The organism is Streptosporangium nanhuense (assembly GCF_059358815.1).
The window spans coordinates 51,309-75,147 of the sequence record NZ_JCADBG010000027.1; the positions used below are offsets into that span (position 1 = coordinate 51,309).

General features: G+C 73.1%; 17 protein-coding genes. 9 read left to right on the forward strand and 8 right to left on the reverse strand.

Annotation, left to right across the window (positions count from 1 at the left end; all coding sequences use genetic code 11):
• Nucleotides 1–134: 134 nt before the first annotated feature.
• Nucleotides 135–2,858, forward strand: a complete 2,724-nt coding sequence (locus tag AC5L38_RS37125; protein WP_495247490.1) for a helix-turn-helix transcriptional regulator — start codon at nt 135–137, stop codon at nt 2,856–2,858.
• Nucleotides 2,859–3,003: 145 nt separating this feature from the next.
• Nucleotides 3,004–3,450: a VOC family protein gene (locus AC5L38_RS37130; protein WP_389913750.1), complete on the forward strand. Its 447-nt coding sequence runs from the start codon at nt 3,004–3,006 to the stop codon at nt 3,448–3,450.
• A gap of 288 nt (nt 3,451–3,738) precedes the next feature.
• Here AC5L38_RS37130 and AC5L38_RS37135 read toward each other — a convergent pair whose 3' ends face one another.
• Nucleotides 3,739–5,352, reverse strand: coding sequence for a tannase/feruloyl esterase family alpha/beta hydrolase (locus AC5L38_RS37135; RefSeq protein ID WP_495247491.1), 1,614 nt, complete (start codon nt 5,350–5,352; stop codon nt 3,739–3,741).
• A gap of 93 nt (nt 5,353–5,445) precedes the next feature.
• Nucleotides 5,446–6,018 carry a riboflavin biosynthesis intermediates N-glycosidase gene (ybiA, locus tag AC5L38_RS37140; protein WP_495247492.1) on the reverse strand — a complete coding sequence of 191 codons (573 nt, stop codon included), beginning with the start codon at nt 6,016–6,018 and terminating at the stop codon, nt 5,446–5,448.
• Between the two features lie 389 nt (nt 6,019–6,407).
• On the opposite strand from ybiA, the gene AC5L38_RS37145 reads away from it, so the two are divergent.
• From AC5L38_RS37145 to AC5L38_RS37155, 3 genes are all read left to right on the forward strand, one after another.
• Nucleotides 6,408–7,211, forward strand: a complete 804-nt coding sequence (locus AC5L38_RS37145; protein WP_495247493.1) for a DUF4184 family protein — start codon at nt 6,408–6,410, stop codon at nt 7,209–7,211.
• A gap of 52 nt (nt 7,212–7,263) precedes the next feature.
• Nucleotides 7,264–8,694, forward strand: a complete 1,431-nt coding sequence (gene gad, locus AC5L38_RS37150; protein WP_495247494.1) for a glutamate decarboxylase — start codon at nt 7,264–7,266, stop codon at nt 8,692–8,694.
• An 81-nt stretch (nt 8,695–8,775) separates the two neighbouring features.
• Entirely contained in the window at nt 8,776–9,645 is an 870-nt protein-coding gene (locus tag AC5L38_RS37155) for a class II glutamine amidotransferase (protein WP_495247495.1), read from the forward strand.
• Nucleotides 9,646–9,889: 244 nt separating this feature from the next.
• Here the strand turns inward: AC5L38_RS37155 and AC5L38_RS37160 are convergent, their stop codons facing one another.
• Nucleotides 9,890–10,153 (reverse strand): SAV_915 family protein, encoded by a 264-nt coding sequence (locus tag AC5L38_RS37160; protein WP_495247496.1) that lies wholly within the window; start codon nt 10,151–10,153, stop codon nt 9,890–9,892.
• Between the two features lie 966 nt (nt 10,154–11,119).
• Between AC5L38_RS37160 and AC5L38_RS37165 the strand changes: the two genes are divergently transcribed.
• From AC5L38_RS37165 to AC5L38_RS37180, 4 genes are all read left to right on the forward strand, one after another.
• Nucleotides 11,120–12,034: an SAM-dependent methyltransferase gene (locus tag AC5L38_RS37165; RefSeq protein WP_495247497.1), complete on the forward strand. Its 915-nt coding sequence runs from the start codon at nt 11,120–11,122 to the stop codon at nt 12,032–12,034.
• A gap of 1 nt (nt 12,035) precedes the next feature.
• On the forward strand, nt 12,036–12,920 hold the full coding sequence (locus tag AC5L38_RS37170) for an NAD(P)-dependent oxidoreductase (RefSeq protein ID WP_495247498.1): 885 nt from the start codon (nt 12,036–12,038) through the stop codon (nt 12,918–12,920).
• A 583-nt stretch (nt 12,921–13,503) separates the two neighbouring features.
• A complete protein-coding gene (locus AC5L38_RS37175) occupies nt 13,504–16,323 on the forward strand; it encodes an SDR family NAD(P)-dependent oxidoreductase (protein ID WP_495247559.1) in 2,820 nt (939 codons plus the stop codon).
• A gap of 238 nt (nt 16,324–16,561) precedes the next feature.
• The gene (locus AC5L38_RS37180; RefSeq protein WP_495247499.1) at nt 16,562–17,320 is read left to right on the forward strand and encodes a restriction endonuclease; all 759 of its coding nucleotides are present in this window, start codon (nt 16,562–16,564) and stop codon (nt 17,318–17,320) included.
• A 168-nt stretch (nt 17,321–17,488) separates the two neighbouring features.
• Here the strand turns inward: AC5L38_RS37180 and AC5L38_RS37185 are convergent, their stop codons facing one another.
• From AC5L38_RS37185 to AC5L38_RS37205, 5 genes are all read right to left on the reverse strand, one after another.
• Nucleotides 17,489–18,007 carry an O-acetyl-ADP-ribose deacetylase gene (locus AC5L38_RS37185; protein ID WP_495247500.1) on the reverse strand — a complete coding sequence of 173 codons (519 nt, stop codon included), beginning with the start codon at nt 18,005–18,007 and terminating at the stop codon, nt 17,489–17,491.
• Between the two features lie 393 nt (nt 18,008–18,400).
• The gene (locus tag AC5L38_RS37190) at nt 18,401–19,183 is read right to left on the reverse strand and encodes an SAM-dependent methyltransferase (RefSeq protein ID WP_495247501.1); all 783 of its coding nucleotides are present in this window, start codon (nt 19,181–19,183) and stop codon (nt 18,401–18,403) included.
• A gap of 446 nt (nt 19,184–19,629) precedes the next feature.
• A complete protein-coding gene (locus tag AC5L38_RS37195) occupies nt 19,630–22,167 on the reverse strand; it encodes a PEP/pyruvate-binding domain-containing protein (protein ID WP_495247502.1) in 2,538 nt (845 codons plus the stop codon).
• The gene (locus AC5L38_RS37200) at nt 22,164–23,030 is read right to left on the reverse strand and encodes a TetR/AcrR family transcriptional regulator (RefSeq protein ID WP_495247503.1); all 867 of its coding nucleotides are present in this window, start codon (nt 23,028–23,030) and stop codon (nt 22,164–22,166) included. Before AC5L38_RS37200 ends, AC5L38_RS37195 begins: the two co-directional genes overlap by 4 nt.
• A 106-nt stretch (nt 23,031–23,136) precedes the next feature.
• A complete protein-coding gene (locus tag AC5L38_RS37205; protein ID WP_495247504.1) occupies nt 23,137–23,637 on the reverse strand; it encodes an ATP-binding protein in 501 nt (166 codons plus the stop codon).
• Between the last annotated feature and the right edge of the window lie 202 nt (nt 23,638–23,839).

Sequence of the window (23,839 nt, forward strand, 5' to 3'; positions counted from 1 at the left end):
GGTACGAGCCTCCCGGGCACGCCGGTACGAGCTTTCCGGGCACGCCGGTACGAGGTTCCGGCACGTCACGGCGGTCGGCCCGCGTGCCCGCCGGGAGGCGGGAGTGTTGTAACCTCCCCGGCGAGAGGGGTGACGTGCCGATCAACACCAAGATTTCCGCGCTGCAGGGGCGGCGACGCGAGCAGGAGGCGCTCGACCGGCTGCTGCGTGACGTCCGTGCCGGGCAGAGCCGGGTGCTGGTGCTGCGCGGCGAGGCCGGGGTGGGCAAGACCGCGCTGCTCGACTACCTGACCGAGGCCGCGTCGTCCGGCCGGGTGGCCCGCGCGGCCGGGGTGGAGCCGGAGAGCGAGATCGCCTATTCCGCGCTCCAGCAACTCTGCGCGCCGCTGCTGGGCCACCTCGACCGGCTGCCCGAGCCGCAGCGGGACGCGCTCGCCACCGGGTTCGGCCTCAGCGCCGGCGACCCGCCGGATGCGCTGCTCGTCGGGCTCGCCGTGCTCGGGCTGTTCGCCGAGGCCGCCTCGGAGCGGCCGCTGGTCTGCACGGTGGACGACGTGCAGTGGATGGACCGGATGTCGGAGGTGGTGCTGACCTTCGTCGCCCGGCGGCTGGACTCCGAGTCGGTCGCCCTGGTCTTCGCGGCGCGCAGCCCCGGCGACGAACGCATCCTCGAAGGGCTGCCGGACCTGCGCGTCGAGGGGCTGCCGGACGCGGACGCGCGGGCGCTGCTGGACTCCGTGCTGCCCGGGCCGGTGGATGCTCGGGTACGCGACCGGATCGTCGCCGAGACGCGCGGCAACCCGCTGGCCCTGCTCGAACTGCCGCGCGACCTCACCCCGGCGGAGCTGGCGTTCGGGTTCGGCGGGCACAGCGACGCGCCGCTGGTGAGCCGGGTCGAGGAGGGCTTCCAGCGGCGCATCGCCGCCTTGCCGGTGGACACCCGCACGCTGCTGCTCACCGCCGCCGTCGAGCCGGTCGGCGACGTGCCGCTGCTGTGGCGCGCGCTCGAGCGGCTGGGGGTCGGGACGGACGCCGCCGCCCCCGCGGCGGTCGCGGGCCTGATCGAGTTCGGCACCCGGGCCCGGTTCCGCCATCCGCTGGTCCGCTCGGCCAGCCGGCGCTCCGCCGAGCCCACCGAGCTGCGCGCGGTGCACCGGGCGCTCGCCGAGGTGACCGACCCCGAGCGGGAGCCCGACCGCCGCGCCTGGCACCGGGCGCACGCCGCCCTGGGGCCGGACGAGGAGGTCGCCGCCGAGCTGGAGTGCTCGGCCGACCGGGCGATGGCCCGTGGCGGCCGGGCGGCGGCCGCGGCCTTCCTGGAACGCGCGGCGGAGCTCACCCCCGACCCGGCGAGGCGCGCCGGGCGCACCCTGGCCGCCGCGGTGGCCCGATTCGCCTCCGGAGCCCTCGCCGAGGTGCCGGACCTGCTGGCCTCCGCCGAACTCGGCCCGCTCGACCCGGTGCAGCGGGCCGGGGTGGAACGGCTGCGCGCCCAGGTCGCCTTCGCGCTCAACGCCGGACGGGCCGCCGGGCCGCCGCTGCTCACGGCCGCGCGCCGCCTGGAGGCGCTGGATCCCGCCGCGGCCCGGAGGACCTACCTGGCGGCGATCGGCGCGGCCGTGAACGCGGGGTGGTTCGGCGGCGACGACCTGCGCCGGGCGGCCGAGGCCGCCCGCGGCGTTCCCGAGGGCGAGGAGCCGGCCGGTCTGCTCCTGGCGGGTCTGACGACGTGGAGCCTGGAGGGCCACGCGGCGGCGGTCCCGCTGTTCACCCGTGCCCTGGCCGCGGTCACCCCGGACAACGATCTGGACCTGGTCTGGCTGAGCGGGATGGTCATCAACGAGGTCTGGGACGACGTGGCGTTCCTCACCATGACCGGACAGGCCGTCGGCCACGCCCGCGAGACCGGCGCGCTGTCCCTCCTGCCGAGCGCGCTGACCTTCCGCGCCACCGCGCTGATCTACGCCGGCCGCTTCGCCGACGCGTCGGACCTGCTCGACGAGGCCGAGGCCATCGGGAACGCCACCGGCTCGTCCCCGCATCCGGCCACCGCCGTCATCCTGGCCGCGTACCGCGGGGACAGGGAGCAGGCGCTGGAGCTCAACAGGGCTCTGGCCGGGAACGCCGAGGCGGGTGGCCTGGGGTGGTTGCTCGCCGTCGCCGGGTACAGCAGGGCGGTGCTGTTCAACGGGCTGGGCCAGTACCAGTCCGCGCTGGAGGCGGCCCTCGAAGCGGCCGGGCACGAAGATCTCGCCGTCCTGCAGTGGACGCTCGGGGAGCTGGTCGAGGCCGCCGCGCGCAGCGGGGAGGACTCCGTCGCGGCCGAGGCACGTGACCGCCTCGCCGCCCGGACGGGTGTCGTCGACACGAACTGGGCGCGCGGCGCCCAGGCGCTCGCGGACGCGCTCGCGGGCCCGGCAGGGGCTGCCGAGGAGCACTACCGGGAGGCGATCGACCGGCTCGCCGCGACCCGGCTCGGCCTGCAGACCGCCCGGGCCCGCCTGCTCTACGGCGAGTGGCTGCGGCGCGAGAACCGGCGGGCCGACGCCCGGACGCAGCTGCGGATCGCGCACGAGGCGTTCACCACGATCGGCGCGGACGGCTTCGCCGAGCGGGCCGGCCGGGAACTGGCCGCCACCGGAGAGACGGTGCGCAAGCGGACCCTGGGCGTACGGGAGGAGCTCACCCCGCAGGAGGCGCAGATCGTGCGCCTGGCCGTGGCGGGACGCACCAATCCGGAGATCGGCGCCGTGCTGTTCCTCAGCCCGCGTACGGTCGAGTGGCACCTGCGCAAGGTCTTCACCAAGCTCGGCATCGGCTCCCGCCGCGAGCTGGCCTCCGCCCTGCGCGACCGGTGACACCGGGGCGTCCCCCAGGGCCCGCTCCGAGGGGTCGCCAGGGCGTCCTCCAGGGGGTCACCCTGGGGCGACCGGCACGCTCCTCGCGCGATCGTGAACGGCAGATGCCGGACGGCATCGCCGAGATCGTGGAGGAGTGGGAACAATGGTGGACTACCAGCTTGAGGTGATCGTGCTGCCGGTGGCCGACGTCGACCGGGCCAAGGAGTTCTACAAGCGGATCGGTTTCCGCGAGGACCTCGACTACGTCGGCGGTCCGGACTTCCGGGTCGTGCACTTCACCCCGCCGGGCTCCCACTGCTCGATCGTCGTGGGCACGGGCATCGGTACCGCCGCGCCCGGATCGACGGAGAACGTTCACCTGATCGTGCGCGACATCGAGGAGGCCCGGGCCGACCTGGTCGGCCGTGGCGTCGAGGTCAGCGAGATCTTCCACGACGAGGACGGCGTCTTCCACCACGCGGGCAACGAGAAGCGGGTTCCCGGCTTCTACCCCGGCCGCCCCTCGTACGGCTCGTTCGCCTCGTTCAGCGACCCCGACGGCAACGGCTTCCTGCTGCAGGAGGTCACCGAGCGTTTCCCTGGCCGCTGAGACCGGGCCGCTGAGACCGGGCCGGTCGAAGCCGGGCCGTGGGCGCGCCGACCGGGTGACGGCGGCGGCGACAGGCGATACGCCGGGCCCCTGACGGGGCCCGGCGTATCGCTGTCGCCGGAGACGGCCGCCCCGGTGCTCCAAGACGGCGGCCCCGGTGGGAATCCGGGGCCGCCGTGTCGTGCGGACGGGGTCAGGTGTCAGGCCGGACGGGGTCAGGTGTCAGGTGTCAGGCCGGGCAGGGGCAGGCGTCAGGCCGGACGGGGGCCGCGGTGGCCGCGGCCGAGGTCAGGCGGTGACGCAGCGGTAGTTCGCGGCCGAGTTCGTGTCGCCGTGGCCGGTGTAGCGGGCCACCATCGGGTAGCGGCAGACGTCGCGCGTGACGGTCTTGCCGTCGGCGCCGGGGGCCGAGGCGGCGAGGGTGGCCGGGGCCTTGCCCTTCTCCACCCAGTCGATCAGCGCGCCCAGGTCGTCGGTCGGGTACGGGCCGGTGCCGCCCGCGCAGTGGTTCACCCCGGGCAGCAGGAACAGACGGTAGAAGTCGTCGACCCGCTTGTTGCCGCCGAGGACCTGGTTGACCCGCTCGCGGTAGGCGATCGTGCCCTCGGTGGGCACCAGCTCGTCGTTCTGGCCGTGCCAGCTCAGCAGCTTGCCGCCCGCCTTCGCGAACGCGGACAGGTTCGGGTCGTCGGTGCCGATGACGTCGTTGAACCGCAGCTGCGACGCGCGGAAGACCTGCGCGAACGACGTGTAGGTGAGCTTCGTGGTGTCGAACGCCGGGTTCCGCTTCACGAAGTACCTGACCCAGGAGTCGGCGACGAAGAACGGCGTGCCGGGAGTGGCCAGGGCATCGAGGCTCGCGCCCTTGTTCGGCCCGTACCAGAGCCTCCGGCCGGAGGAGGAGACCGGTCCGGCCCAGATCTTGCGCACCGCGTCGGCGGTGGCGCGGGAGATCGTGATCTCGCCGCCCTCACAGACGATCTTCGTGCCGGTCAGCCGCCGGGGGTCCCAGCCGCACTTCCGGGGGTTGTCGACGATGCCGTCCTTGACCCCGTCGAGGGAGTCGCAGGCCTTGACGGCGGCGGTGTTGAAAGCCGCCAGCTCACACGAGGTGGGCGCGACCTTCTCCTCGTTGAAGACGGCCTGCGACCAGAGCGTGGCGACCGCGAACCGGTCCCAGCCGATCGCCGGGGCCTTGGCCAGGATCCCGTCGAAGTCCGTCGGGTGGTCCTGGGCCTCCGCGTACCCCTGGCGGCCGCCGGTCGAGCAGCCGTTCCAGTACGAGTAGCTCACGGGCCGGTCGTAGAACCTCTTCGCCACGTCCTTGCCGATGACGGCCATGTCGTGCAGCGAGCGGGAGGCGAAGTTCCTCAGCAGCGGGGTGTCGACCTCGCCGGCCGGGGTGAGGGCCCAGCCGCTGACGTCGAGCGGGTTCGCGCCGACACCGGCGTCGGTGGCCGCGGCGACGTAGCCGGCCTTCACCGCGCGGGCCAGCGGAGCGCCGCTGAGGTCACCGGCGAGGTAGGCGCTGCCGCCGGTGGCCTGGAACCGTCCGGTCCACCTCTTCCTGTCCTGGGGCAGCGAGATCCTGATGTTGACGTGGTCCCTCGCGCCCGGGTGGCTCACCGTGACGGTGATGTCGCACCAGGCCGGTACGTCGGTGAGCGTCTCCTCCCGGGGGTGCAGCGGGGGAGCGGCGGGGAACGTGACGGTTCCGCCGGGGTTGGCGACCGCCTTCACCGACTCCACCTTGGTGCCGGAGGGCGCCGAGACGGGAACCGCGGCACAGGTCGTGGCGGCCACGGGGCCGCTGTCGCGGGCGACGGCGCCGGCGGCCGTCGGAACCAGCAGCGCCAGCGCCGGTACTGCCGCCGCCATCAGGGCGATCAAGCGTCGTTTCATGCCCGACATGCTCACCCGGGACCCGCGGGTCTCACCCCAGGGCACCACCCTGGGGTGCACCCTGGCCGGGGGCTCGCGGGGGGCGGGACGTGCTCACGGTGTGGCGTCCAGGGCGTCGCGGGCGTCCATGAGGGCGAAGCCGAGCAGGTTCAGGCCCCGCCACGTGGCGGGGGAGGCGGCGCGCTCGTCGTCGCCGGTGAGCCCGATGCCCCAGATCCGGTCGACGGGGCTGGCCTCGACCAGGACGCGGGAGCGGGTGCCGAGCAGGAAATCCCTCAGCTCGGGGTGCTCGCCGAACTTGGCGACGTTGCCGCGCACCACGATCTCGTAGCGGTGCTCGTCCCACACGGCCCCGTCGAAGCCGAGGACCTCGCGGCCGAGCCTCTTGGCCTCGCCGGGGTGCTCGGCGGCGAGGATCCGCCCGGCGGTCTCGTCGTCGCCGAACAGCCACGCCTTGTGCGCCATCATGTAGTGCTCGGCCGACCGGAAGACGTGCCCCTCCGTGGTGAAGGCGACCTCCCACCACTGGCTGAGGCATCCGGCGCCGACCCCGCCGTCACGCGGCGGCCGGTGGCCCCAGAAGAACAGGTAACGCAACCGCTCGCCGTCGCGCTCGGCGGCGACGGCCTCGGCGACCGAACGGGGTGCTCTGATGAGATCGGACACCCGTACACCGTGCCACGGGCGGTCGCCGGACGGCCACCGGGTTACGGCTCGGCTCGGCTCGGTCCGGCCCGGCCCGGCCCGGTTCGGCTCAGTTCGGTTCGGCTCGGTCCGGCCCGGCTCGGTTCGGCCCGGCTCGGTTCGGCCCGGCTCGGTTCGGCCCGGCTCGGCAAGGGAGAGCCGGACGGTCTCGGCGTCGTCCGCCGGACGAGCGGTCCAGGACATCGTGGTCACGGTGGTCTTCCCGTCATGTGCAACCCTTCGGACGCGATCGGCGATCACCCTTCATCACCCGATCCGCCGATGTGCTTTCACGGTCACGGACAACCGTTCGGCCGTGGCCGGCCGTCCGTCATGATCATCGCTCGTGTTGACCATGTCGATAATGGGGCGTGCCCTTCACCCTGAGCCACGCCGTCGCGATCCTGCCGCTGCGGCGATGGCTGCCCCCTTCGGCGCTGACGGTCGGCGCGATGGTGCCCGACCTGCCGTACTACCTGCCGCTGCCCTTCTCCTCAAGGATCACCCACGGCTGGCCGGAGGCGCTGCTGGTGGATCTGCCCTTGGGGGTGGTGGTGCTCGTCGTCTTCCACCTGCTGCTGCGCGCGCCGCTGACGGCGCTCGCCCCCGACGGGTTGCGCGCGCGGCTGCCCGGCCGGGCGCCGTCCGTGGGCGCGGTCCCCGTGCGCGCGGTCGCGGTGGTTGCCGCGCTGCTGGCGGGCGTCGCCACGCACCTGGTGTGGGACGGGTTCACCCAGGTCGGGGGCTTCGCCGTGACGCACTGGCCGGCGATGCGCGTCTCGGTCGTCGGGCCGCACCGGGTGTTCAACGTGGCGATGTACGTCAGCTCGCTGGGCGGGCTCGTGGTCCTGGCCTGCTGGTTCGCCCTGTGGTACCGGCGCGCCGCCGTACGGCCGGGGCGCCTGCCCGGCGTGACGGGACGGTGGCGCGGCCGGGTCCTCGTCGCCGGGGTGTGCGCCGCGGGTGTCGGCGCGGCCGTGCTGGGGACCGGCGACCGTGCCGCGGTGAGCCTGTACGACCTGGTGCGCTGCGTGGTCCTGGGCGCGGTCACCGGGGGCGGCGCCGTCCTGGTCTGCCACGTGGTCGTGTGGCACGTGTGGTCGGTGACGCGCTCCCGGCGGGGCACGCCCCGGCGGGAGGTGGTGTCGCGCGGCGGTGGCGGGGTACCCCGTTGAGGGGGAAACCCCCAGCTCAGAGTGCTTGACCAGCCCGGGAAGGACATGGACGATGCCGCTGAGGCGGCCCGGTCGCACCGGGCGCGGAAGCCGTGATCTGGAGATCAACCCGATCTTCAGCCGGGAGCCCCTCCGGGTCCCGCGCCACGCCATGCCGGCCGGGGAGATGGATCCGGACACGGCGTACCAGCTGGTGCACGACGAGCTGATGCTGGACGGCAACGCGCGGCTGAACCTCGCGACGTTCGTCAGCACCTGGGCGGAGCCGCAGGCGCTGAGGCTGATGGCCGAGTGCGTCGAGAAGAACATGATCGACAAGGACGAGTACCCACAGACCGCGGAGCTGGAGACGCGATGCGTGGACATCCTCGCCCGGCTCTGGCACGCCGAGGACCCCCACCGCGCGACGGGCTGCTCGACGACCGGGTCGAGCGAGGCGGCGATGCTCGGCGGCCTGGCGCTCAAGCGGCGCTGGCGGCGGCGACTCGGCTCGAAGGGCCGCCCCGCCGACCGGCCCAACCTGGTGATGGGCGTCAACGTGCAGATCTGCTGGGAGAAGTTCGCCGACTACTTCGACGTCGAACCCCGGTACGTGCCCATGGAGGGCGACCGCTACCACCTCACCCCCGAGACGGCGGTCGAGGCGTGCGACGAGAACACCATCGGCGTCGTCGCCGTCCTCGGCTCCACGTTCGACGGGAGCTACGAGCCCGTCGCCGGCATCGCCGAGGCCCTGGACGACCTTCAGGCCCGCACCGGTCTCGACGTGCCGATCCACGTGGACGGCGCCTCCGGTGCCATGATCGCCCCTTTCCTCGACCCCGGCCTGCGCTGGGACTTCCGGGTGCCGAGGGTGGCGTCGATCAACACCTCCGGGCACAAGTACGGCCTGGTGATGCCCGGAGTGGGCTGGGTGCTGTGGCGCGACGCCCAGGCGCTCCCCGAGGACCTGGTCTTCCACGTCAACTACCTCGGCGGGGACATGCCGACCTTCGCGCTGAACTTCTCCCGGCCGGGTGCCCAGGTGGTCGCGCAGTACTACAACTTCCTGAGGCTGGGCTTCGACGGCTACCGCCGGGTGCAGCGGACGTGCCGGGAGGTGGCGACCCGCCTGGCCGGGGAGATCGCCGGCCTGGGCCCGTTCGAGCTGATCACCGACGGCGGCCAGACCCCGGTGTTCGCCTTCCGGGTGCGGAAGGACGTCGACGCCTTCACGGTCTTCGACGTCTCCGCCGCGCTGCGCGAGCGCGGCTGGCTGGTGCCCGCCTACACCTTCCCCGCGAACCGTACGGACCTGGCGGTACTGCGCGTCGTCGTCCGCAACGGTTTCAGCCACGACCTGGCCGATCTGCTGCTGGAGGACCTGCGCAGGATCCTGCCCCGGCTGGAGGCCCAGGGCGGGCCGCGCCGCACCGCCGACGACGCCGGAGGCTTCGCGCACGGTACCGAGAGCAAGCGCCCCCGGCGCCACGGTCACGGCTGAGGGCGTACGTACGGCGGAGTTCGAGGACGTCCGCGCGGGTCGGGGGAGCACCGGCGCGGTGAAGGAGAAGGAGACATCGGGATGTGCCGTTTGTTTGGCATGAGCAACGCGCCTCGGCGCACGTGCGCCACCTTCTGGCTCCTGGAGGCGCCGGACAGCCTCAGCGAGCAGAGCCGCCGTTATCCCGACGGGATCGGTCTGGGGTACTTCGACGCCGACGGCACACCGAAGATGCACAAGGCCCCCGTCGCCGCCTTCGAGGACCGGTGCTTCGCGGAGGAGGCCAAGGAGACCGAGTCCACCACCTTCCTGGCCCACGTCCGCTTCGCCTCCACCGGCGGCCTGGACGAACGCAACACCCACCCCTTCCTGCAGGACGGGCGGCTCTTCGCCCACAACGGGGTGATCGAGGGCCTGGACGAGCTCGACGCGGAGCTGGGCGAGTATCGGGGGCTGGTCGAGGGGGAGACCGACTCCGAGCGCTTCTTCGCGCTGATCACCCGTGAGACCAGGGCGCGCGGCGGCGACGTCGCCGCCGGTATCGAGGCCGCCGCCCGCTGGATCGCGGGGAACCTGCCCGTCTACGCCCTCAACATCGTCCTCACCACCTCGCAGGATCTGTGGGCGCTGCGCTACCCCGACACCCACGAGCTGCACATGCTCCAGCGCGCCGCCGGTGGGTGCCACGGCGGACGGCATCTCGACCAGAGCGGTACCGACGGCCGCATGCGTATCCGCTCCCGCGACCTGGCCGAGGTCCCCTCGTTCGTGGTCGCCAGCGAACGCATGGACGACCACCCCGAGTGGTGCCCGATGGAGCCCGGCGAGCTGCTCCACGTCGGGCCGGGCCTCGTCCCCACCCGCCGGATCGTGCTTCCCGACGAGCCCGCGCACCGGCTGGGCCTCGCCGACCTGCGGCCCGAGGCCGCCGCCTCCCAGCAGGTCACCTGACATCGCGTCTCGCGGGTCGGGGACGAAGCCGCGCGGCGTCAGGTCCGGGGCCGCCGCGGATGACCGGAGGGACGCGCGAGAAGGAACCCGCGCCAGGACGACGGGCTCGCCGCACGGGCGGATCGTTCCTCCGGTGCCTGGTGAGGGGCGGGTGTGTCGGCGGTCCCGGTCGCCGGCCGGTGCTCCCGTACGTCTTCCGTCGCGGAGGAGGTCTGGTGTTCCAGGTCCTGTGTGAGAGCGCACATCACGCGGCCTGCGAGGATGTCCGGTGGGTGGCCGTCCCGGTGGGGTCGATCACGATGCCGGTGACGTCCAGATCTTCGATCATGCGTCGGAGCGCGGGCTCGGTGAGCCGGATCCAGCGCTGGCCGGCGCCGAGCACCTTGGTCAGGCGCATCGGCGAGGAGAAGGCGGCTGCCGTCCTCCTGCCCGAGTCGGTCCTGAACAGGCGCAGCGACATGCTGAAGGCGCCTTCACGGACCGGTACGTATAACGGGACTTCCGACATTGCTTCCTCCTGGTGAGAACTCGTACGAAAAAGACGTTATCTCCCTTCTGGTGGTTTTTGGTGTGATCTCTACAGGATCCAGACGGGGAGGGCGGAGGCGTTGACGCCGCGTTGACGCGCGCCGCGCCGCTGCCCGGGGGTGGTTCGGGGGGCCTCGTCTCCGGCCGGGACCCGTACGGAGGCGGCCCGCCGCCCCACCGGCCCTCCTGCCTGCGGTTTTGTCGCCCTGTTCAGGTGGTCGGCCCGGCATGGGACGTGTCGCGTACCGGTTCGTGGCGGGATGGGGAGTCCTCGCGTCCGTCGATGGCGTGCGTCTGCCCGGGAGGTGCGCGCGGGACGGGGATGTGTGAGGCGGTCTGCCGGTTGAACACGAGTAACTACGATTTTTCGTGAACAGTCTGGTGATGCGTATTTTCAGGCTGCCGGCGCTTTCCCGTCGCCGTGCCACGGGCGCTCCGGCTGCCGGAGTCCGATGCGACGCGAACGGAGCAGTGAATGGACATCGCCGCCGAATGTTTTCATCCTTCCCCGCGCATTCCGAGGGTGGGGACGGCCCTGGCCGACCGGCTCGAACGCGAGGACGGCCACATCGGATTCTCGGTGGGGTCGCGCCCAGGCGCTCGACATGTCCTTGCAGTTCGCCGTGGTCGGAGTGCCCGCGTAGCGGGAAAAGGGCAGCGAAAGAAAGGGGGATTTGTTTTAGGCGGCCTTTGCCCAAGGAGGGCTTTGTAGTGAAAGAGCAGGGCGTCGACGATGATATCGGAGGAAACGTCGACCTTGTCTGGCGAGAAACCAATATTCGGGGTCATCGACTGAGGTGGCGCCCGCTGCTAGTGTTTTGCTCGGCTGGCGGATTCGTTCAACCGGCGATTTACCCATATCAGGGTGACTCGCGTTTCTCTGGTCATGTTTGGTTGAAGGGGGTCTCTCATTTCTGGTCCGAATGGTGATGCCCCCGGGGTCCGGATGGACGCGGGAAACGTCAGGACCGGCCCCCCGCCGTCCTCGAAGATCGAGTCGACCTACCACGAGCTCGCGGCACTGATGGGTGAGATCGCGAGACCCGACCGGCACCACGGCCTCCGGGCGGATCCCCATGATCTCGCGCCGCTCCTGGAGGCCACGGAGCGGATGACCGACTTCGTGCTGGCCAGGCTGGGGGCGGGCCAGGGCTCCCGGGTGCTGGACGTGGGCTGCGGCGACGGCCGTCCGGCGGTGCGCCTGGCCCGGACCCTGGGCGCGCGGGTCGTGGCGATCGACATCGACCGGCGGGCACTGCGCGACGGGGCCGAGCACGCCGCGGCGCAGGGCGTGGAGGAGCTGGTGCGGTTCCGGCGCGTCGACGCGACGGACCTGCCGTTCGCCGACGCCTCGTTCGCCGATGCCTCGTTCGACGCGGTGCTGGCCTTCGAGGTCACCCCGCACCTCGACATCGCGCCCCTCTACCGGGGCGTCGCCAGGGTCCTGCGCCCGGGGGGCCGCCTGGTGGTCGAGACGCCTTACCCGCGGGTTCCGATGACCGAGGAGATCCGCGAGCGCGCCGGCTCCCGCCTGGCCATGCCGGACGCCGCGTCGCTCGACACGCCGGAGGACCACCTGTCGGCCGCGCGGCGGGCAGGGATGGCCGTCACGGAACTCGTCGACGTCACCGAGGACGTGCGCGACTCCTTCTCCCCGCTCACGCGCGGGCCACGGGAGCACGGGACGCGGCCGGACACCGGGCGCCCGGCACCCGACATCGCGCGGGCGCCCGGCACCGCCCGGACGCCCGGCACCGCGCAGACGCCCGGCGCCATGCGGACGCCCGGCGTCTTCGCCGCGTGGGCCGGCATCGCCGAGGTCGGCGGGGTGGTCATGACCTTCACCAGGATGGAGCAATGACATGACGGATGTGACGGTCATCGGGACCGGGGTGGTCGGTTCCGCGATCGTGAGGGCCTGCGTCGACTCGGGCCTGGAGGTCTCGGTCTGGAACCGTACGCCGGAACGCTCGGAGAGGCTCGCGGGACGGGACGTCTACCTCCACGCGACGGCCGCCGAGGCGATCGAGGCCTCCCCGATCGTGCTGCTGTGCCTTCTCAACTACGAGATCACCCACGCGGTCCTCGACGAGACCGGGGCCGGTCTCTCCGGCAGGCTCGTCGTCCAGCACGCCAGCGGCATCCCCGACGACGTCGTCCCCCTGCGGATACGGGTGGAGGCCGCCGGAGGCAGATACCTGGAGGCCGCGATCCTCAACTACCCGGACGCCATCGGCACCGAAGACTGCTTCACCGTCTACGGCGGGGCGGCCGAGGACTTCAAGGAGCTGGCGGGCGTGACCGAGGCGCTGTCCGGCAAGCAGGTGCGCCTGGGGCCCGACCCCTGCTACGCCAAGGCCTACCACGTCGTCTCCAGCGCCTTCTACTACGCCTTCGTCAACGGCTTCCTCGAATGCTCGGCCATCGCGGAGAGCATGGGCGTCCCCCTCAACGACTTCGCGGAGTCCGTACCGCTCTACGCCCCCGGTTTCCAGAACACGATCGGCGTCGGGCTCGGCCTCATCGCGCGCCGTGACTACACCTTCGAGCAGGCCCCGCTCACCTCGCACCTGGACGTCCTCAACAACCTGGCGGGCATCGCGGAACGGGCGGGGATCGACCAGTCCTACCTCGGTGTGATGCGCGAGCGCGTGCTGAGGGCGATGGAGCAGGGCTACCGGCGTGAGCACGTGGCGGTGCTCACCGAACAGTTCCGCAGCCGCCGAGCGGCCCTCCACGACCGCTGAGGGAAGCGCGAGAGGCCGGGGCCGGCCGCCGTGAGCGGGGACATCCGCTCGCCGGTGGCCGGTCGTCGGAGGAACGTCGCTGGAAAGGACGACAGAGGTGAACGCGACGCACACGGACGGCCTCGACGGCCCTGATGACACGGACGGTCCTGACGGTCCTGACGGCACTGACGGTCCTGACGGCACTGAGGGACTCTACGGCCTCGGTGCTCTCGATGGTCCCGACAACACGGACGGCACCGACGGGTACGGCGGCACCGGTGGTGTCGCGAGGCCCGGGTTCCCGAGGCCGGGCACACCCGGTCCCGGCCTTCCCGACCCGGCCGTCCCCGGCCCCGGAATCCCCGGTCCCGGCACCCCCGGTCCCGCCGGCCCCGGTCCCGGCACTCCCGGCCCAGGTATCCCGGGCCCCGGCACTCCCGATCCCGGTGCCCCGGACCTCGGTATCCCGGGTGCCGGCGTCCTGGGTGCCGGTGTCCCGGGTGCCGAGGCCACGGGTGCGGGCATCGCGGCCGCTGGCATCGCCCGCCGCTTTCCCGGTGGGCCCGTCCCCGCGGCCCGTACGGGTGGTGACGTGGTGTTCATGTTCCCCGGCGGAGGGACGCGGTATCCCGGGATGGGCCGCGGGCTCTACCGCGACGAGCCGGTCTTCCGCGCGGCCGTGGACGAGTGCCTGGACCTGCTGCCCGACCCCTCCGTGGCCGAGCGACTGCACACCCTGTGGGCGGACGTGGCACCGGCCCTTTCGACCGGACCCGGCGGGCCGGACCAACCCGGCGGGCCCGGTGTGCTCCCGGACCGCGCGGCGGGGGAGGAGACCGGAAAGGTTGCTCCCCCGCCGGCGCCACCGGCCGTGTTCGTGATGGAGATCGCGCTCGCCCGGCTCCTGATGGCGCGGCGGGTGAGCCCTTCCCTGCTGATGGGGAGCGGCCTCGGTGAGTACGCCGCGGCCTGCGTCGCGGGCGTCATGTCGCTGCGCGACGCCCTCGCCGTCGTGACCAGGCGCGGCGAGCTCCTAGCCACCCTGCGCGACGGGGCGATGCTGGCGGTTCCGGCCTCCGAGCGGGAGGTCGAGCCCTTCCTCGGGGAGGGGGTGTGCCTGTCGGCGGTCGACGGCCCGGCGTCCTGCGTGCTCACCGGTCCGGCCGCCCATGTCGCCGAGGTCAGGGAGCTCCTGGACCGGCGCGGGGTCGCCTGCCGCCTCCTGCCGCTCGGCACCGCCGCGCACTCGGCCCTGGTCGACCCCGTGATCGGCGAGTTCCGCGAGTTCCTCGCCGGTGTCCCGCTGCGCCGCCCCTCGGTGCGCCTCGTGTCCGGCGTGACGGGGACCGGCGACGCCGACTTCGCCGACCCCGAGTACTGGGTCACCCAGCTGCGGGCGACGGTCCGCTTCGACGCCGGACTCGGCCGCGTCCTGGCCGGAGGTCCGAAGATCCTCGTCGAGGTGGGGCCGGGCACGACCCTGACCACGCTGGCCCGGGCACGAGCGGGCACGGGCTCCGTCGTCGTCAACGTCACCCGCCGCCCGACGGAGGAGCGAGCCGACGGGGAGGTCCTGCTCGGCGCGCTGGCCCGGCTGCGGGAGGCGGGCGTCGAGGTCGACCTGCCCTCCGCGTGGGGCGAGAGGCGCCTCAAGCCGCCCGCGGTACCCCACCCCTCCGTGCCGGCCCCGCTGACCTCGCCGGCCGCCGTTCACCCGCCGGACCGGCCGCGCGTCACGGGGCCCGCCGCCACCGTGCGGGAACGTCCGGCCGGCGGTCTGTACGGGATCACCTGGAAACGGGCCGTGGAGGTGCCCCCGGCCGATCTCGGCCCCACCGTGCGGGAACACCGCTGGATCCTGCTCTCCGACTCGTCGCCCCTCGCCGAGGCGATCATCGCGAGGCTGGAGGGGTACGGGGCCACGACCGTCGTCGTCACCCCGGGGCGCGCGTTCCACCACACGACCCGTGACCGGATCACGATCGACCCCCGATGCGGGGAGGACTACGAGCGGCTCCTGAAGACGGTGGAGAACGACGCGGACGGGCCGTCGCGGATCGTCTGCCTCTGGGGAGCGTCGCTGCCCGTCCAGGTCTGCCCGCCGCTGGGTCACGTCGTCGGTCTGGCCCGTGCCCTGAGCGGCCGTCCGGAGACCGATCTCTGCCTGGTCACCAGGGGAGCCCTGGAGGTCACCGGAGGCGAGCGGCTCGACCCGAGGGCGGCCCTCACGGTCGGGGCCGCCGGGCCGCTCCGCCGCGAACTGGCCGGTGCGCGCGTCCGGCTCGTGGACCTGGACCCCGGCGACGGCGGAGACCGCGGGATCCGGGCCGCGGAGCTCCTGGCCGAGCTCTGCCGCCCGCCGTACGAGGACCCGGTCGGCCTGAGGGCGGGTCATCGCTGGCTGCGCGGGTTCGAACCGCTGGACGTGGCGCCCGGCACGTACGGGAGCCCCCCGGTGCGCCGGGGCGGGACCTACGTGATCACCGGGGGGACGAGCGGGATCGGGCTGCGGCTGGCCGGGCACCTCGTGGCCGCGCACTCGGCGCGGCTCGTCCTGATCGGGCGCGAGGTGCCCGGGACGCTCCCGCCGTACGGCCCCGGCAGGCAGGGAGGTCCGGCGGGCACGGACGGTTCCGGGGGGTTCGGCGCTCCGGGAGAGGTACGGAACGGTGCCGGGCGGAGCGATGGCTCCGGGAGGTCCGACGGTTTCCGGTTCCAAGGGGTGAAAGCGGTGAGCGGCCCAGGAGGGTTCGGCGGTCACGAGGTCCGGGAGGGCGCGGCGCTGACGGCTCTTCTCGCGGAGCGGGGAGGCGACGTGCTGGTGCGCGGCGCCGACGTCGCCGACGCCCGGCGCCTCAGGGAGGTCCTCGAAGAGGCGCGGTCGCTGTTCGGCGAGATCCACGGGGTGATCCACGCCGCGGGCGTGCCGGGGGGCGGGGCGGCGGAGTTCCTGACCGAGGAAGACATCGCCGCGGCCCTGAGGGCCAAGACCGAGGGGACCGCCACCCTGGTCTCGGTGCTGCGGGAGGTGGGCGCGCTCCCCGATTTCGTGGTGCTGTTCTCCTCGCTGGCGGCGTTCTCCGGAGCCCCCGGGCTCACCTGCCACGGGGCCGCCAACGCCTTCCTCGACACGTTCGCCCTCGGCGCGCGGCGCGACGGCGGAGGCGTACCCGTGCTGTCGATCAACTGGGACCGGTGGAACGGAGTGGGGATGGCCCGCGACATGGAACGCCGTCACCGCGAGCTCACCGGGGAGAGCCTCACCGGAGGGCTGAGCCCCGAGGAGGGGGTGGCCGCCTTCGAGAGGTGCCTGGCGGCCCTTGCGCTGGGTCAGGTCGTCGTCTCCTCCCGCCCGCCGGGGGGCACGGACCCCGCCCGGCGGCGGGTCTCGCACGGTTTGGAGGCGACCGTGCCGGGCTGAGGTCGGGCTGGCGCAGGCCGGGCCAGGCCAGGCCTGGGATCACGGGGCGCGCAGGGCGTACGCGGCGCGCAGGGCTCGCGTGGTTCGCGGGCGCGGGTGGGGCGGATCGGATGCGGCCGGTACGAATCCACGTTCGCCGGTCGCCCCCAAGCACGTCGCCCCGGAAATTGTCGGTACCCGTCGTCACAGTCGACAGGGTCAGCGGCAACGTTCCAACCTCGTCCCCCGGAGGTGCGCGATGGCACGGCGACGGACACCCGCCAGGACGGTGCGACGGCGGGCGTCCGGCGGGCGAAGACCGCGCCGGCGCAAGGGCGACGTTGACCTGCTCCTGTGGGCGGTCGCGGCCGCGGCCTTCGTCGTGGTCGCCACGTGGCTCGTCGACATCGTCGTCGCCAACTGGCCGCTGGTGATCGGCGGCACGATCGCGCTGATCGCGGCCCTGGCCGGAGTGCTCCTGCTCCGCCACCGGGTGATCGAGGCCCGGGAGCGGGAATGGCTGCGCGACAACGCGCGTCTCGAACGCGTCGACCACATGACCGGCGACCGGTTCGAGACCCTCGTCGAGGCCCTGCTGCGGCGCGAGGGCTTCCACGGGGTGCGCAGGATCGGCGGCAGCGGTGACGGCGGCGTCGACGTCGTCGCGACCGCGCCCGGCGGCGACCGCTTCGTCATCCAGTGCAAGCGCTGGGGCACCTCGGTGGGCTCCCCCCAGATCCGCGACCTCCTCGGCGCGCTCCACGCCTACCCCGGCCACCGTGGCGTTCTCGTCACCTCGGCGACCTTCACGGCCCCGGCCAGGGAGTACGCGGCGGGCACCGGCCTGACGCTGGTCGACCGCGCGCTGCTCGCCGCCTGGTTCACCGGGTCCTTCACCCTCGCCCCGCGGGCACGTCGCGGGGCCGCTCGGCGGTTCCTGCCGGGACGCCGTCCCGCGACGCCCTACCCGGATGGAGAGCCGGGTCTGGAGGGAGCGCTCGGCGACGAGCCCGCCTGACGGGCGTGTCGTCCATCGGTGCACACCGGGGTCGAAGAGGGACGGCGGTGACCGGGGAGGCTTCCGCGCGAGCCGGTGCCGGTTTCCGGGCCGCTCAGCAGGGGGCCGGAGGATGCCCGGACGGTGGTGGCCGAGGAGGCTTCCGCGCGAGCCGGTGCCGGTGCCGGTTCACGACGTGGTGGCGTCGAGGGCCTTTTCGAAGGCGGTGTAGGCCTCCGGGGTGAACAGGACGAACCGCAGGTCCGTCACCCGCGTCGGGGTGGCCCGCACGGTGTCGACGGCGGTACGGGCGGCGTCGTCAATCGGCCAGCCGTAGACGCCCGCGGACACGGCGGGAAAGGCGACGCTGGTGGCGCCGAGCTCGTCGGCGACGCGGAGGGATTCGCGGTAGCAGGAGGCCAGGAGGTGCGTGCGGTCCTCGGTGGGAGAGTGGACGGGGCCGACGGTGTGGATGACCCAGCGAGCCGGGAGCTCTCCCGCGGTGGTGGCCACGGCCTGGCCGGTGGGGAGCCCCTTGCCGTAGTGGGAGGCGCGCAGGTCCCGGCATTCGGCGAGGATGGCGGGGCCGCCGCCCCGGTGGATGGCCCCGTCGACCCCGCCGCCGCCCATGAGGGAGGAGTTGGCGGCGTTGACGACGGCGTCGACGTCCTGCGTGGTGATGTCCCCCTGGACCAGCGTGATCCTCATGAGCCGTGGCCTTCCTCGATGGTTCGTCTTCTCGTACGGGGTCCTTCCCCGGTTTTCCGCGTCCTGACGTGTTAACCGCCTTCCGCCCCGGACGTGCCGCGATCCCGTTCCTCGCCGCTTCGGGACGCCACCGCCTCCGTGCCACGTGACAGGCCGTGCCACGTGACAGGCCGTTTCGCCGGACGGGCTGTCACGCCGGACGGGGCCGTCAGCCGGTCCGGCCGATGCCGGGGGCGCATCACCCGAGCCTGAACCGTGATCGCCTCACCGCCCGCCTCCGGGAACCGGTTCTTCCGGTCCTCCGGAGGCGGGCGACGGGGCGCCGGCTCAGGCTCGGGTCAGGACGTGGTGCTCAGGACGTGGCTCTCGCCGGGAGCCCGCCCCGGCCGACGCTCACGTTCCCGCCGGGTGCGGGTCCTCCGCCCTGCGTGCGGTGAGCAGCAACCGTCCGGAACCGATCTCGAAGGGCGAGCCGTCGGGCCCGCCGAACCGTTCGACGCCGGTGAACCCGCCGTCGGTGAGGATCTGCCCCAGATGGGCGCTGGTGTAGACATGGTGGATCGCGGTGACCTCAAGCTCCTCCGCGCCCCGGGCGAAGCGGTACCCGCTGATCAGGCGGCTGCGAGCGACGTCGTACCCCGTCGTCGCCGTGACGGTGATGTCGCCCGTCCGCATCTGACGTGGCTCACCCAGGTAGCCGGGCAGGACGGACTCGGCCGTCGCGTTGAAGTCGACCACCAGCCCTCCGCCCGGCCGGACCGCGTCCGCCAGCGCGGCGACGAACTCGCGGGTCTCCTCGGGTTCGAGGTAGCCGAAGCTGTTGCCCATGCAGACGGCGGCGTCGAACGAGCCGTCACGTGGGATGTCCCGCATGTCGGCGATGCCGAGCTCGACGTCGAGCCCGGCGTCCGCCGCGGCCCGCCGGGCGTGCCCGATGGCCTCGGCCGAGATGTCCACGCCGGTCAGGCGGTGACCACGCGCGGCGAGCGCGAGGGTGTGCCTGCCGCTGCCGCAGGGCGCGTCGAGGACGCGGGCGCCGGGGCGCAGGCCGAGGTGGCGTTCGATGAAGTCGACGTCCGCCTCGGTGGATTCCGGCGTCGCCGCGCGCCGCCAGAACTCGTTGGGAAGTTCGGTGAAGAAGTTCGCGTACCAGGTGGATGAGATGTCGTGTGACAAGGGAAAGCTCCAACGGTGTCGTGCGTAAACATGATCGCGACATCACCGGGGCACCACACGATCGCCCTTTGGGCGTCTGAGACGTCCTGAACGTCTCAGGCATCGACCTCGATCGTCACCGTGCCGGAACGGCCGGTGCGATGCGGTGGCCCGGTGTCAGATCCCGGGCAGCCATGGCTTCCTCCACACTCGTCGCCGGACCTCGCCCGGCGGAACTCCGTCGACGCTAACAGAAGTGGTCCGTCTCGCACCGCTTGTTTTTACGCCGAGGCCGGTCGGCCCACCGCCCCGCGACCGTCGGAGGGGACACCGGGGACACCGGGGACGCCGGGGTGTCCCGCACGTTGTGCGCCGCCGTCGCGGGCACCCGCTCGAACAGGTCCGCGCGGGTCGCCGGTCGACACCGCGCGGGCCGGGAGATCACGGCGCAGGTGGCAGTCCGGGGGTCACGGCTCCAGCAGCTCGACCGTGCCGCGCTCACCGTCCACCCTGATCCGGTCGCCGTCGCGCAGGCGCATGGTCGCGTTGCCGGTACCGACCACGGCCGGGATGCCGAGCTCGCGGGCGACGATCGAGGCGTGTGACAGCGGGGCGCCCATGTCGGTCACCACGGCGGCGGCGCGAGGGAACATCGGGGTCCAGCCGATGTTGGTCAGCGTCGTCACGAGGATCTCGCCGGGGGCGAGCCTGTCGCCGTCCTCGGGTCCGGCGATGACGCGGACCACGCCCTCGACGACGCCCGGCGCTCCGGGGAAGCCGGTCACGGTGTCGCTCACCGGGGCACCGCCGCCCCTGGCGTCGAAGATGTCCCCGCGCCGGTCGGGGTCGGCGGCCCAGCGCTCCGGGTCGAAGCGGCCGACGATCAGCGTGGGGTAGGCGGGCAGGGCCGCGTACCGCTCGTACGTCGCACGCCGGACCGCCACCTGCCCGGTCGGGGCGTCGTCGCCGCGCAGGACGGCGAGGATCTCCTGGATCGACAGGAAGAACAGGTCGTCGCCGTGGCCGGTGAGCTCCCCGGCCCGCAGGACGAAGGCGCGCAACGCCCAGAAGGCGCGGACCACCTCCGAGCGGGCGTCCTCCCGGTCACGGACGATCGCGTTCCACCGCGCCACCCGCAGGCGCGTCTCCGCCACCTTGCGCGGGTGACGCTCCGCGAAGCGCCTCCAGGCCGCCTCGCGCGCCTCCCGCTGGTGGCCGAGCAGCGTACCGGCGTGCCCGCTGCTCCCGGGAACGGCCGCGAGCTGCGCGTCGATCCACCCCGGGTCCTCGCCGGGCCGGGGTAGGGAGACCTCGAACTCGTGCGCACCCCGGTGCCCGTAGAGACGGGCGAACGTCTCCCTGTCGATCTCCTTGGCGGCGAGCCTCTCCAGGCCGACGATCGTCCCGAGACTGGCCAGCTCCCCGTCGGCGTTGGCGCCGGTGAGCATGGCCTCGGCGTCCTGCTCGCCCGCCAGCTCGCGCAGCCTGGCGCGCGTCATGACCAGGATGTTGCCGCCCTGGCGCCCGGCGGCCTCCAGGGTCTGGCAGGCCTCGACGAAGTACGGGAGCAGCTCGGCCTCCCACAGCACGGCCAGCTCGCCCGTGGTCGCGGTGGCGGCGATCCGCTCGCGCAGGTCCTCGCACCGCCGCCGCGCCGTGGCGAGGAAGCCGGGCATCCTCGCGGCGTTGGCCGCGATCCGTTTGCGCAGGGTGAAGGCGAGCGGCAGCACGCTTTTGACGATCTGCCAGCGTGAGGCGGGCAGCAGCGGCACGTCCAGGCCGTGCGGCAGCCTGCCGAAGACCTGCTCGACCGCGCCGAGCCGCTTCCGCATGCCCAGGGCGTGCCCCACCGAGAACACGACGCTCAGGTTCATGTAGAAGCGGCCGCCGATGTTGCCGACCATGGTGAAGCCCGGTAACGCCGACGTCGACATCGCCTCCCCGATGAAGATCTGGACGAGTGACCACGTGCACGGCGTCATCACGTCGGGGATGGCCTCGCCGAGGTTGGCGCCGGTCCACAGGTAGTCGCCGGTCAGGCTGTCGTTCCATTCCTCGACCCGCTGCCTGAGCCGGGTGATCGGGCGGGCCTGCACGACGAGGAACGTCTCCTCGCGCCTGACCCACTCCACGTCCATGGGCGTCCCGTACAGTCCCTCGATCTCCGTCGCGAGCCGCGCGAGCCGGGTGACCTGGGACGGGTCGAGCACGGGCCGGTGGCGCAGGTCCTCGGGCACGGGTTCCTCGCGCGTGCCGCCGGGGACGCGGACCGTCATCACGGTCTTGTCGCCGACGCGCTCCTCGACGATCTCGCCGATCTCGCCGCTCTCTTCGCCGCCGGTCCTGGAGACGACGACGGTGTCGGGCGTCACCTGCCCGCCGACGACGGCCTCGCCCAGGCCCCACGAGGCGTTGATCACGATCTGGTCGCGCGCGCCGGTGACCGGGTTCGCGGTGAACAGCACGCCCGCCGCGTCGGCGGGCACCAGCTCCTGGACCACCACGGCCAGCGCCACGTCCTCCTGCGGTACGCCGTTGGTGGCCCGGTAGGCGATGGCGCGCGCGGTCCACAGTGAGGCCCAGCAGCGCCGGACCGCGTCCAGCAGGCCGTCGCCCCGGATGTTGAGGTAGGTGTCCTGCTGTCCGGCGAACGACATGTCGGGAAGGTCCTCGGCGGTGGCCGAGGAGCGTACGGCGACCGGCACGTCCTCGCCGAGCCTCGCGTGGGCCGCGCGGATCTCGGCGGCGGTCTCCGCCGGGATCTCCCGCTCGGAGAACAGCGCCGCGATCCGCCGCGAAGCCCGCTCGGCGGTCATGCCGGAGACGGCCTCCATGATCTGGTCGTTCAGGCCGTCGCGCGAGACGAAGTCGCGGTAGGCGTCCGTGGTGACGTGGAAGCCGCCGGGCACCGGCAGGCCCGCGCGGGCCATCCGGGCCAGCGAGGACCCCTTGCCGCCCGCCAGCGCGAGGTCGGCCGCTTCGTCGTCCAGGGGGAGGGTCTTCACCGCGTGTTCTCCTCGAACCTCTCGAACCTCTCGGGCTCCTTGAACTTCTCCGGCTCCTCGGACCTCTCGGACCCTTCGGCCCCCGAGGACCCTTCGGCCCCCGAGGACCCTTCGGCCCCCGAGGACTCCTCGATGCCGAGGGAGGCGCGCAGTTTCCGCCGCGCGGCCTCGGTGGCGGCGTCGACGTACTCCAGGGTGGCCGCCGTCACCGCCCGGACGACGTCGGCCGGGGCCGGGCCCGCGGCCTCCGTCGCGCTGCCGCCGGCGTCGGCGATCAGCTCCGCCAGCCGCTCGTCGGCCGGCCGGTACCCGGACGGCATCATCGGCGAGACGAGCAGGAACCCGTACAGGATGGAGACGAGCACGGTCACGTGCTCGTCGGGCGACAGGTCGCTCCGCAGCGCGCCGTGTTCCCGCAGCGTGCCGAGGTAGGTCCGGAAGTCACCGCCCAGCTCGGCGCCGGCCGCGCCGTCGCGCTTCCGGCGCGTGAGCCTGCCCAGCACCTCCGAGTCGCCCAGGACGCTCGCCCGCATCAGGGGCCTGCCGAGCACCTCCGAGGCGAGCGACCCGAGCAGGTCGCGGAGGGTGGCCGGGCCGTCCCCGAGCCGCCGCCGCACCTCGGTGAGCATCTCGACCCGCTCGCGGCGCAGCAGCGCGGCGAACAACTCCTCGCGCGTCTTCCAGTGCAGGTAGATGGTGCCCTTGGCGACCCCGGCCCGCCGGGCGATGTCCTCGACGGTGGTCTTGTCGTATCCCCAGCGCAGGACGAGCTCGGCGGCGGTGTCCAGGATGCGGTGCGCCCGCGCGAGCCGGTGCGAGGCGTCCTGCGGCGGTCGCCCCGCCTTCCTGCTCTCCGGCTTCACAGCCCCACCATTTCCCGTAAATTTGACCAAATGTCCTTATCTGGTCATTAAATTGATACCACATCGCCGGTGGGGGTGGCGGGGCGGGGCGGGAAGGCGTGAGGGGTTACGCCCGGGGGCGGTAGGCGGGCAGGTCGAACCAGACGCCGGTCCCGATCTGCCCGGTGCCGCACAGCCGCGTCCAGCGGGCCCCGCAGCGTCCCGCGGTGAACTCGTGGACGATCCGCAGGCCCCGCCCGCCGAGCTCCAGCTCGTCCACGCGGCCGGGGGTGGCGAACGGGCGGTGCAGCAGGCGTTCGATCAGGGGGACCCCGCCGCCCGCGTCGGCCACCTCGGCCCTGATCGGCAGGTCGTGGTCGTGCAGGACGCGCAGCTCGTACGGGCCCGGGGCGTAGCTGCCGGCGTTGGTGGCCAGCTCGGTGACCACGACTTCCAGCTCGGCCACCTCGTGGGCGGCGAAGGGCGGCCGGGACAACAGGTCGCGGAGCAGCCTGCGGGCCCGGCGGGCGGCGTTGTCCCTGGAAAGACACCAGGCGGTCATCCGGAAGCGGCTCTGGATCCCGCCGTGCACGCCGACGTCCAGAGCCTGAGCGTGCTCGGTGAGCATCGTCGCTCCTCACACGTAGGACACCAGGGGTGCGGCGTCGCCGGGACGGCCGGCCGCTCGCTGGTCTGAATTACCCAGGGTGCGGGACAAGACCGATATACGGAGAGTCGCTGGACCAATACTCCCCGCAGGTCGGTTCGGTGATAGGCGGGACCGATCAGCTTGCATGATCGGTCGTACCGATACGGCCTCGGCGGTGCCG